Annotated in this window: 1 protein-coding gene and 1 pseudogene; one reads left to right on the plus strand and one right to left on the minus strand. The window is 66.5% G+C overall.

Translation table 11 applies throughout. The features are described 5' to 3' along the window. A partial coding sequence (mfd, locus tag MOV75_RS30945) for a transcription-repair coupling factor (protein WP_247007218.1) occupies positions 1–3,118 on the plus strand: 3,118 nt, incomplete at its 5' end. Between the two features lie 122 nt (positions 3,119–3,240). Here mfd and MOV75_RS30950 read toward each other — a convergent pair. Beyond that, positions 3,241–3,632 (minus strand): annotated as a pseudogene (locus MOV75_RS30950) (hypothetical protein); the annotation flags it as partial.

Here is a 3,632-nt window from a genome sequence, read left to right on the forward strand (position 1 = left end):
GCTGGTCGCGGCGCAGGCGCTGTCGGTCGCGCCCGGCAACGTCGTGCCGATGGACACCATCGTCGCCTGGCTCGAGCACAACGGCTACAACCGCTCCTCGACCGTGCGCGAGCCCGGCGAATATGCCGTGCGCGGCGGCATCCTGGACCTGTTCCCGGCCGGCCTGGATCAGCCCGTGAGGTTCGACTTCTTCGGCGACAGCCTGGAGTCGATCCGCACTTTCGACGCCGAGACCCAGCGCACGCTGCTCGATATGCGCGCGCTCGACCTGGTGCCGATCTCCGAGTTCCAGCTCGTCACCGACACCATCCGCCGTTTCCGCATGGGCTATGTTGCCGAGTTCGGCGCGCCCACGCGCGACGATGCGCTGTACGAGGCCGTCAGCGAGGGCCGCCGCCATCCCGGCATGGAGCACTGGCTGCCGCTGTTCCAGGACCGGATGGACACGCTGTTCGACTACCTGCAAGGCGCGGCTATCGCGATCGAGCCGCAGGCCGAGGACGCCGTCCGCGAGCGCTTCAAGCAGATCCTGGACTATTACGAGGCCCGCCGCGATGCCATGGAGCATCCGGGCGGCGGCGCGATCTACAAGCCGCTGCCGCCGGATCGGCTTTATCTCACCGACGAAGAGTGGACCAAGCGCGAGAGCGACATGCCGCTGGTGCGGTTGACGCAGTTCTCCGTGCCGACCGATGGCACGAGTGTCGTCGACGCCGGCGCGCGCAAGGGCCGCGACTTCGCGCCGGAGCGCAACGACACCACGGTCAACGTGTTCGAATCCGTGGTCAGCCACGTGATGGCGCTGCACGCCCAGCGCAAGAAGGTCGTGATCGCGCTCTGGAGCGAAGGCTCGCGCGACCGCATGACTTCGATGCTGCGCGACCACAAGCTGCCCCACACCACCAGCGTCAACTCCTGGCGCACGGTGCAGGCGACCCCGCGCAACGAGACCATGCTCGCCGTGCTCGGCCTCGAGAGCGGTTTCGAGACCGACGAGATCGCGCTCATCAGCGAGCAGGACATCCTCGGCGACCGCCTGGTGCGGCCGCGCAAGGCCAGCCGCAAGCTCGACAATTTCATCTCGGAGGTGACGAGCCTTGCCGCCGGTGACATCGTGGTCCACGTCGACCACGGCATCGGCCGCTTCGTCGGCCTGCAAACGCTTGATGTCGCCGGCGCGCCGCATGACTGTCTCGAACTGCACTATGCCGCCGAAACAAAACTGTTCCTGCCGGTCGAGAACATCGAGCTGCTGTCGCGCTACGGCTCCGACCAGACCACGGTCGAGCTCGACCGGCTCGGCGGCGGCGGCTGGCAGACCCGCAAGGCGAAACTCAAGAATCGTATCCGCGAGATCGCGGGGGAATTGATCAAGATCGCTGCCGCTCGCCATCTGCACGAGGCGCCCAAGCTGCTGGTGCAGCCCGGTCTCTACGACGAGTTCTGTGCACGCTTCCCCTATGACGAAACCGAGGACCAGTTAGGGGCCATCGAATCCACACTGAAGGACCTCGAACTCGGCCGTCCGATGGACCGGCTGATCTGCGGCGACGTCGGTTTTGGCAAGACCGAGGTGGCCTTGCGCGCCGCGTTTGCCGTGGCGCTTGAGGGCAAGCAGGTCGCGGTCGTGGTGCCGACCACGCTCCTGGCGCGCCAGCACGCAAGAACCTTCACCGAGCGCTTCAAGGGCTTTCCGGTGAACGTGGCGCAGGCCTCGCGCCTGATCGCGACCAAGGAGCTCAATCTGGTCAAGAAGGGCATTGCCGACGGCTCGGTCGACATCGTCGTCGGCACCCATGCACTGCTCGGCAAGGCGATCAAGTTCCGCGACCTCGGTCTCGTCATCGTCGACGAGGAGCAGCACTTTGGCGTGACCCACAAGGAGCGGCTGAAAGCGCTTCGCTCCGAGGTGCACGTGCTGACGCTGTCGGCGACGCCGATCCCGCGCACGCTGCAACTCGCGCTCACCGGCGTCCGCGAACTCTCGATCATCGCTTCGCCTCCCGTGGATCGGCTCGCGGTTCGCACCTTCGTCGCTCCGCACGATCCCTTGATGATCCGCGAGGCGCTGCTGCGCGAGCGCTATCGCGGCGGGCAGGCGTTCTACGTGGTGCCGCGCATCGACGACCTCGCCGAGGTCAAGGACTTCCTCGACAAGAACGTGCCGGAGATGAAGGTCGCGGTCGCGCACGGCCAGATGCCGCCCGCCGTGATCGAGGACATCATGACGGCGTTCTACGACGGCAAGTTCGACATCCTGCTGTCGACCACCATCGTGGAATCCGGCCTCGACATCCCCAACGCCAACACGCTGATCGTGCACCGCGCCGACATGTTCGGTCTCGCCCAGCTCTATCAGCTCCGCGGCCGCGTCGGCCGTGCCAAGCTGCGCGCCTATGCGTTGTTCACGCTGCCGGCGCAGCAGAAGATCACGGCGCAGGCCGAGCGCCGGCTCACCGTGCTGCAATCGCTGGAGACGCTGGGCGCGGGCTTCCAGCTCGCCTCGCACGACCTCGACATCCGCGGCGCCGGCAATTTGCTCGGCGAGGAGCAGTCAGGCCACATCAAGGAGGTCGGCTTCGAGCTCTATCAGTCGATGCTGGAGGAGGCGATCGTCAACCTCAAGGCCGGCGTTTCCGAGCCTGCCGCCGACCGCTGGTCGCCGTCGATCACGATCGGCATGCCCGTGCTCATTCCGGAGGACTATGTCGGCGACCTCTCGGTGCGGCTGTCGCTGTACCGGCGCCTTGCCGACCTCGACACCGAGGAGGAGATCGAGAACTTTGGTGCCGAGATGCGCGACCGCTTCGGCGTGCTGCCGGACGAGGTGCGCTACCTGTTCAAGGTCGCCGCGATCAAGGCGTTCTGCCGAAGGGCCAATGTCGGGAAGATCGATGCCGGCCCGAAGGGCGCCGTCATCGCCTTCCGCGACAATTCGTTCGCCCATCCCGATCGCCTGGTGACCTTCATCCGCAGCCACGGCCAGGCCGCCAAGGTACGACCCGACATGAAGGTGGTGTTCCTGCAGGACTGGGAGACCCCGGAAGAGCGTCTCGCCGGCACGACGGAGATCATGCGCCAGCTGGCGCAGCTCGCGGAAAGTAAGAAGGCGGCGTAGGGGCGGGGCGACATGTCGTAGGGTGGGCAAAGCGAAGCGTGCCCACCGCAGCCGCCGTCAGGGAAAATGGTGGGCACGGCGCAAGTGCGCCTTTGCCCACCCTTGTATTAGCGCGCCTGAGACTACGACGCCGCCCTTGACGCATCCGCCGACAGCCGGGCCAGCAGCGACCTTGCCGTGTCCGACGGCGACAGCGAGTCCACGCTGACGACGGGCTCGCTGCGCATCTCGTGCTTGCCGTTGGAGGTGTGCCGCATCACCGCGGAGAGGCGGCGGGCGATCATGTGGGCGGTGCGGAAGTCGGTTTCCGCAAACACGACGATGACCGAGCCGTCCTTCTGCGCCGTGCCGAAATCCATCTGCCGCATCAGGCGGCTGAGGATGCGTGCGGCATCGAGCTGGGCGCGGGAATTGCCACCGTGATCAGCCAGGACGACACCAGCGCCGCGGCCACGAGGAACATGACGACGCTGGTCGTCACCGCCGACGACACCAGAACCGCATAAACCTGCGA

This window comes from Bradyrhizobium sp. PRIMUS42 (assembly GCF_023006515.1).
GTDB lineage: Bacteria > Pseudomonadota > Alphaproteobacteria > Rhizobiales > Xanthobacteraceae > Bradyrhizobium.